This window comes from Methylorubrum podarium (genome assembly GCF_022179745.1).
Classification (GTDB): Bacteria; Pseudomonadota; Alphaproteobacteria; order Rhizobiales; family Beijerinckiaceae; genus Methylobacterium; species Methylobacterium podarium.
On sequence record NZ_BPRD01000289.1, the window covers coordinates 1 to 6,738 of the forward strand.

Sequence of the window (6,738 nt, forward strand, 5' to 3'; positions counted from 1 at the left end):
CGTTCAGCTCGCCGAGCGCCTTGTCGGCGTAGAGAACGCGGGCGCGCATGGAGAGCGCGAACCAGCGCCCGTCCGGATCGCGCAGGGGTGCCGGTACGGCCGATTCCAGGGCGGCGGAGCGGACCGGCTGGGCGAGGTCGCGGTCGACCAACTCGATCAGATTGCCGATATCGACCGTCATGAGGACGTCGGCGCTGCTGCGGGCACCCTCGGCCGCGACGCGCTCGGCCAAGCCCTTCTCGACGAACACGGTGTTCACCGTCACGCCGCTCTTGGCGGTATAGGCATCGAGGAGCGGCCGGATCAGGCCCGGTTCGCGGGTCGTGTAGAGGTTCACCTCGGCGCTCTCGGCTTGGCCGGTCAGAGCCAAGGCGAGGCCGAATCCCACGAGATAACCGAAGCGCCGCAGCCGCAACATTCTCTTCCCCCCGAGCATTGTCGATGCTCGTCGGGTGTTAAAGAGCGCCGGTTAAACCGACAAGGCTGATGATTTATACTTATTCCAGATAAAAAATGGGCTGCTGGGCCGATCAAGGACTGGGAAAGACGAAGACCCTGCCCTCGACGAGACTCAGTTCGACCCTGTCCTCGACGACATCGTCCAACGCCGCGGTGAGACGCAAAGGGGTGTCGAGCCCCGCGACGTCGACGTCGATGCGGGTGCTCGCGCCGGCGAAGCTGCGGCGCAGGACCCGGCCCGGAACGCCTTCGCCGGGCGGCACGATGCGGATCGCTTCCGGACGCAGGCACACCTGCACGGCCCCGTCGGGCGCGGGAGCGGGCAGGGGAACCGTCCCCAGCGGCGTCGTCAGCCGGCCGCCGGAGGCGAGGCCCGCCACGGTCACGACCTCGCCGAGCGCCTTCGCGGCGAAGGGATCGACGGGCGCGCGATACAGGGCCTCGGCGGTGTCGCACTGGATCAGTCGGCCCCCCCGCATCAGGGCGATGCGGTCGGCGAACTCGACGGCCTCGGCGGCGTCGTGGGTCACGAGGATGGCGCTGATGCCGTCCTGGCGCAGCACGGCGAGGGTGTCGGCCCGAACCCGCTCGCGGGTGCCGGCGTCGAGATTCGAGAACGGCTCGTCGAGGAGCAGCACCCGCGGGCGCGGCGCGAGCGCCCGCGCCAGCGCGACCCGCTGCGCCTCGCCGCCGGACAGCGTCGCCGGATAGCTCTCCTCACGACCGGCCAGCCCGACCTCGGCGAGGCGCTCCCGTGCCACGGCCCGCGCCTGCGCACCCGACAGGTGGCTCAGGCCGAACCGGATATTGGCCAGCACGGTGAGATGGGGAAACAGGGCGTAGTCCTGGAACATCAGGCCGACGCCGCGGGTCTCCGGCGGCTCGTCGCCCCCGCGCCCCGCGACGCGCCGGCCATCGATGCGGATCTCGCCGGCATCGAGCGCATCGAGCCCGGCGACGAGCCGCAGCAGCGTGCTCTTCCCGCAGCCGGAATCGCCGAGGACGGCCAGGATCTCGCCCGGCGACAGGGACAGCGACACGTCGTCGAGCGCCAGCGTCCGGCCGTAGCGCCGGCTCACGCCGCGGATGTCGAGGCGCGCCGACGAGGAGGAGGCGACCTGCGCGTCGGCGTGTCGGGAGGGCGGGGGAGGTGCTGTCTTGCGACGAAGGAACAAGAGAGAGGCCTGAAACCGGGCCGCTTGCACGGCAATTCCTTCTCCCTCGCACAGCTTCTGCGTCGGGGCGAGATCCTGCTTCGCGCTTCTCAAAGCGACCGAGGCGTGCTATCGCCCCGCTGCATTGCCGCTCGCCACGCCGCCCTGTGCGGAGGGCTTCCGGGAAACCGGTGCCCGGTGTGAGTCGCGGTCGGCGGGTGTAGCTCAATGGTAGAGCAGCAGCCTACCAAGCTGAATACGAGGGTTCGATTCCCTTCACCCGCTCCAATTTTTCCTGCTGATCCGCTTGATCGCTTCGGTCTCTCCACCGTCATTGCGAGGCGAAGCCGTGGCAATCCAGGGCGCGCCAGATCCGGATAGGTCGCGCTCTGGATCGCTTCGCTGACGCTCGCGATGACGGACTCGGGCAGAACCCGAGGTGATCAACCGGAAACCGGGTCAGACCACCGGCATGCGAAGCGGATCGTAGGTGGCGCGGTAGCTGCGCGGGCCGACGACCGGCAGCAGAAGGTTCCTCGCCCAGTCCGGCCACCGCGCCGTGCGCGACAGGCGATCCGTCATCCGCTGGACATGATCGACACGGGGACGGCGCAGGCGCTCGTATTCCGCTCCGACCCCGCTCCAATCCGTCCGCTCCGACAGCAGGCGGGCCAGCACGAGCGCGTCTTCCAGCGCGAGCGCCGCGCCCTGCGCCCAGACCGGCGCGGTCGCGTGGGCCGCGTCGCCCAGCAGGACGGCGCGGTCGCGCACCCAGACCGGGATCCGGACTTCCTCCAGCGGCGAGTGATGGATCGCGTCCGGTCGTGAGAGAACCGCGTCGAGCGTATCGCAAACCAGCCGGGGAAAGGCGGCGAAGGCGCCGCGGATCGCTTCGGGATCGGCGTTGCCGCCTCGGCTGACCGAGACCCAGCCATAGGCTTCGCCGCGATCGACCGGGATGAGCAGGAACAGGGCGCCGGTTCCCGCCCACAGGGTCCAGGCCTCGATGCCGGGATTGGGTGTCATGAAGCGCCAGCTCTGCCGCGCCAGCATCGCCGTGCCGAGGGCCTGATCGCCGAACAGGCCGCGCCGAATGGTCGAGTGGACGCCGTCCGCCCCCACGAGCAGGCCGCCCGACTCCGTCGTACCATCCTCCAGCAGCACTTCGGCCCCTCGCGGCTCCTGCCGGATGGCAGCGATCCCGGAACCCGGCCGGATGTCGCCGGGGGACAGGTCCTGTTGCAGCAGCCGCATCAGGTCGGCACGGCGCAGGCAGTGCGGTCCGGTCTCGCTGCCCCAGAACGCGGTCTCGTCCACGGAAAAGAGCAGGCGCCCGCGCTCGGTGCGGTACTCGCGACGCCGCACCGGCGAGCCGGCCGCGCGCAGCCCGTCGAGCAGACCGAGCTGGCTCAGGGCGCGCACCGCGTTGCCGGGCAGGTTGATCGCCAGGCCCGCATCCGACTGCACGCCGCGCCGCTCCAGCGTGAGCGACGGGATGCCCCGCCGGTGCAGCGCCCGCCTGACGGCGAGCCCCGCGATACCGCCTCCGGCGATGAGCACCCGGCCGGCTTGTTGCGTGTCCATGAGGCTGCGGCCCTTCCCGCCCATGCGCCGGCGCGCCATTCGGCGACGCTCCGCTTCGGATGCCGGATTGACGCTGTCTCGCGCCCGGCCGCAAGCCTGCTTGGAGCTCGGAGGGCGGGCGGACAGCCCGGACGATCCCGCTCAGTGCGGTGCGTCACCCTCCCGGCGGGTCTCGTAGGGCCATTTCCAGCCCTGGATCTCGGGCATGTCCTCGCCGTGCTCGCGGATGTGGAGCTTGTGCGCAGTCAGGCGGTCCCGGAAATCCTGCTTGGCCCCCGCCGCCCGCGTGACCAGTCCCGGCACCCGGTCGATCGCCTCGATGGCGAGGTGGAAGCGGTCGAGCTCGTTCAGCACCACCATGTCGAAGGGCGTCGTCGTCGTGCCCTCCTCGATGAAGCCGCGCACGTGCATGTTGGCGTGGTTGGCCCGCGAATAGGTCAGCCGGTGAATCAGATAGGGATAGCCGTGATAGGCGAAGATCACCGGCTTATCCCGCGTGAAGAGACTGTCGAACTCCGCGTCCGACAGCCCGTGCGGATGGTCCCTGTCCGACTGGAGCGTCATCAGGTCGACCACGTTGACGACGCGGATCCTCAGGCCCGGCACGGCGCGCCTCAGCAGATCGACGGCGGCCAGGGTTTCGAGCGTCGGCACGTCCCCGGCGCAGGCCATCACGACGTCGGGCTCGAGCCCGCTCTCGTCGGTGCCGGCCCAGGGCCAGATGCCGATGCCGGCCTCGCAATGGAGCCCGGCCTCGTGGGCGGTCAGCCATTGCGGCTGCGGCTGCTTGCCGGCCACGATCACGTTGATGCGGTCGTAGGTCTTCAGGCAGTGGTCGGCGACCCAGAGCAGGGTGTTGGCGTCCGGCGGCAGGTAGACCCGGACGATGTCCGACTTCTTGTTGGCGACGAGGTCGATGAAGCCGGGGTCCTGGTGGCTGAAGCCGTTATGGTCCTGGCGCCAGACATGGGAGGTCAGGAGGTAGTTGAGCGACGCGATCGGTCGCCGCCAGCCGAGTTCGCGCGAGACCTTCAGCCACTTGGCGTGCTGGTTGAACATCGAGTCGACGATGTGGATGAACGCCTCGTAGCAGGAGAACAGGCCGTGGCGGCCGGTGAGCAGGTAGCCTTCGAGCCAGCCCTGGCAGAGATGCTCGCTCAGCACCTCCATCACCCGGCCCTCGTGGGCGAGGCTGACGTCGTAGGGCTCGATATTCTCGATCCAGACGCGGTCGGTCGCCTCGAACACCGCGTCGAGCCGGTTCGAGGCGGTCTCGTCCGGCCCCATGATGCGGAAGTTGCGCGCCTCGGCGTTGAGCCGGACCACGTCGCGGAGATAGTGCCCGAGCGTGCGCGTCGCCTCGCCGAAAGCCGCGCCGGGCCGAGGAACCTCGAGGGCGAAATCCTGCCAGCGGGGAAGCCGCAACTCGCGTCGGAGCAGGCCGCCATTGGCGTGCGGGTTGGCGCCCATGCGCCGGGGACCCTCGGGCGCGAGCGCGGCGAGTTCGGGGCGCAGGCGCCCGGTCTCGTCGAACAGGGTCTCGGGCGCGTAGCTCCGCATCCAGTCTTCGAGGATCTTGCGGTGCCCGTCATCGCTGCGGGCGTTGCCGACCGGCACCTGATGCGCGCGCCAGAAGCCCTCGACCCGCTTGCCGTCCACGGTCTTCGGCCCGGTCCAGCCCTTGGGGCTGCGCAGCACGATCATCGGCCAGCGCGGACGCCGGAAGCCCATGCCGCCGCCCCGCGCCTCGGCCTGGATGTCCCGGATGCGGTCCACCGCGCGGTCGAGCGTCTCGGCCATCGCCCGGTGCATCGGTTCGGGCTGATCGCCCTCGACGAAGAACGGCTCGTAGCCGTAGCCGGTGAACAGGGCTTCCAGCTCGTCGTCGCGCAGGCGGGCGAGCACGGTCGGGTTGGCGATCTTGTAGCCGTTGAGATGGAGGATCGGCAGCACCGCGCCGTCGGTCACCGGGCTCAGGAACTTGTTGGAGTGCCAGGAGGCGGCGAGCGGCCCGGTCTCGGCCTCGCCGTCGCCGACCACGCAGGCGGCGATCAGGTCGGGATTGTCGAACACGGCGCCGAAGGCGTGGACGAGGGCGTAGCCGAGTTCGCCGCCCTCGTGGATCGAGCCGGGCGTCTCGGGGGCGACGTGGCTCGGGATGCCGCCGGGAAAGGAGAACTGCCGGAACAGTCTCCGCATGCCCTCCGTATCCTGCGCGATGTCCGGATAGACCTCGCTGTAGCTGCCTTCGAGATAGGTGTTGGCCACGATGCCCGGCCCGCCATGGCCGGGGCCGCAGATGTAGATCGCGTCGAGGTCGCGCGCTTTGATCAGCCGGTTGAGGTGGACGTAGATGAAGTTCAGTCCCGGCGTCGTGCCCCAGTGGCCGAGCAGGCGCGCCTTGATGTGCTCGGGCTTCAACGGCTCGCGCAGCAACGGGTTGTCGAGCAGGTAGATCTGCCCGACCGAGAGGTAGTTCGCCGCCCGCCAGTAGCGGTCGATCAGGGCGAGTTCCTCGCCGTCCGGGGCGGGGGTCGGCCGCTGCGGATTCGTCGGCTCGGTCATGGGCGTCTCCTGGCTGACGGGGCCTGAGGGCGCGGCCCGTCGGGTGATGGCCGGAATCCGGCCGGGCGTGTCGTCGGTCAGACGCCGAAGATCACGCGGCGGAAGCGGACGAGGGCGAAGGCGAAGTAGACGGTGCCGAGGGCGATGAGCGCGAGGAGCTGCGGCCAGACCACGGACGGGCCGGCGCCGCGGTAGAGCACGGCCTGGGCGAAGGCGACGAAGTGGGGCGTCGGGCTCACTGTCTGCACCAGGATCTGGAGCCAGAACGGCATGCTCTCCATCGGCGTGCTGCTCCCCGAGAGCAGCTGCATGAGCAATAGGATCGGGATGACGAGCAGCCCGAACTGGCCCATCGAACTGGCGATGGTGCCGAGCAGGATGCCGAGCGCGGCGACCGCGAGGGCGTAGAGGCATGCCCCGAACAGGAACAGGGGGATGGAGCCGGCGATCGGCACGCCGAGCCACCATTCCACGACGACGACCAGCGAGAAGCCCGCGCCGACGAGGATGACGAGCCCGTTGGCGACCACCTTGGCGAGCATGATCTCGACCGGCACGAGCGGCATCACCAGCAGGTGCTCCACCGTGCCCTGCTCGCGCTCGCGGATCAGCGCGGCGCCGGTGAGGATGACCGTGAGCAGGGTGATGTTGTTGATCACCTGCATCACCGAGGTGAACCAACTCGTCTGGAGGTTCGGGTTGAACTTGGCCCGCGTCACCACCTGCACCGGGGCGACGTCCGTGAGATCGCTGCGCGCGGCGAAGCGGGCGACCTCCTGGGCGATGATGGACTGAATGTAGATCGAGCCGTTGCCGGCCTGGGTCATGGCCGTGGCATCGACGCCGAGCTGCACCTCGGCCGGGCGGCCGGAGAGCACGTCTTTCTGCAGCCGTGGCGGCAATTCGACCACGAAGACGAGCCGGCCGGTATCCATGGCGGGATCGATCTCGGCGGGCGTGAGCGGCACGACGCTCT

Annotated in this window: 4 protein-coding genes, 1 tRNA gene and 1 pseudogene; 1 reads left to right on the top strand and 5 read right to left on the bottom strand. The window is 69.7% G+C overall.

Annotation, left to right across the window (positions count from 1 at the left end; all coding sequences use genetic code 11):
• Positions 1–418: pseudogene (locus MFF42_RS14710) on the bottom strand (iron ABC transporter substrate-binding protein); the annotation flags it as partial.
• A 112-nt stretch (positions 419–530) separates the two neighbouring features.
• Positions 531–1,547 (bottom strand): ABC transporter ATP-binding protein, encoded by a 1,017-nt coding sequence (locus MFF42_RS14715; protein ID WP_373875185.1) that lies wholly within the window; start codon positions 1,545–1,547, stop codon positions 531–533.
• 280 nt (positions 1,548–1,827) lie between these two features.
• Between MFF42_RS14715 and MFF42_RS14720 the strand changes: the two genes are divergently transcribed.
• A tRNA-Gly gene (locus MFF42_RS14720) sits at positions 1,828–1,901 on the top strand.
• A 171-nt stretch (positions 1,902–2,072) separates the two neighbouring features.
• Here the strand turns inward: MFF42_RS14720 and MFF42_RS14725 are convergent.
• The 3 genes from MFF42_RS14725 to MFF42_RS14735 form a co-directional block, all read right to left on the bottom strand.
• Entirely contained in the window at positions 2,073–3,197 is a 1,125-nt protein-coding gene (locus tag MFF42_RS14725) for an FAD-dependent monooxygenase (RefSeq protein ID WP_238256400.1), read from the bottom strand.
• A gap of 141 nt (positions 3,198–3,338) precedes the next feature.
• On the bottom strand, positions 3,339–5,762 hold the full coding sequence (locus MFF42_RS14730) for a phosphoketolase family protein (protein ID WP_238256401.1): 2,424 nt from the start codon (positions 5,760–5,762) through the stop codon (positions 3,339–3,341).
• 77 nt (positions 5,763–5,839) lie between these two features.
• Positions 5,840–6,738, bottom strand: an 899-nt coding sequence (locus MFF42_RS14735) for an ABC transporter permease (RefSeq protein ID WP_238256402.1), incomplete at its 5' end; no start/stop codon positions are given.

Bases quoted from the DNA above. Each gene is read 5' to 3' on its own strand.
- MFF42_RS14730 (WP_238256401.1), bottom strand. From the start codon at position 5,762: ATGACCGAGCCGACGAATCCGCAGCGGCCGACCCCCGCCCCGGACGGC.
- MFF42_RS14725 (WP_238256400.1), bottom strand. From the start codon at position 3,197: ATGGACACGCAACAAGCCGGCCGGGTGCTCATCGCCGGAGGCGGTATC.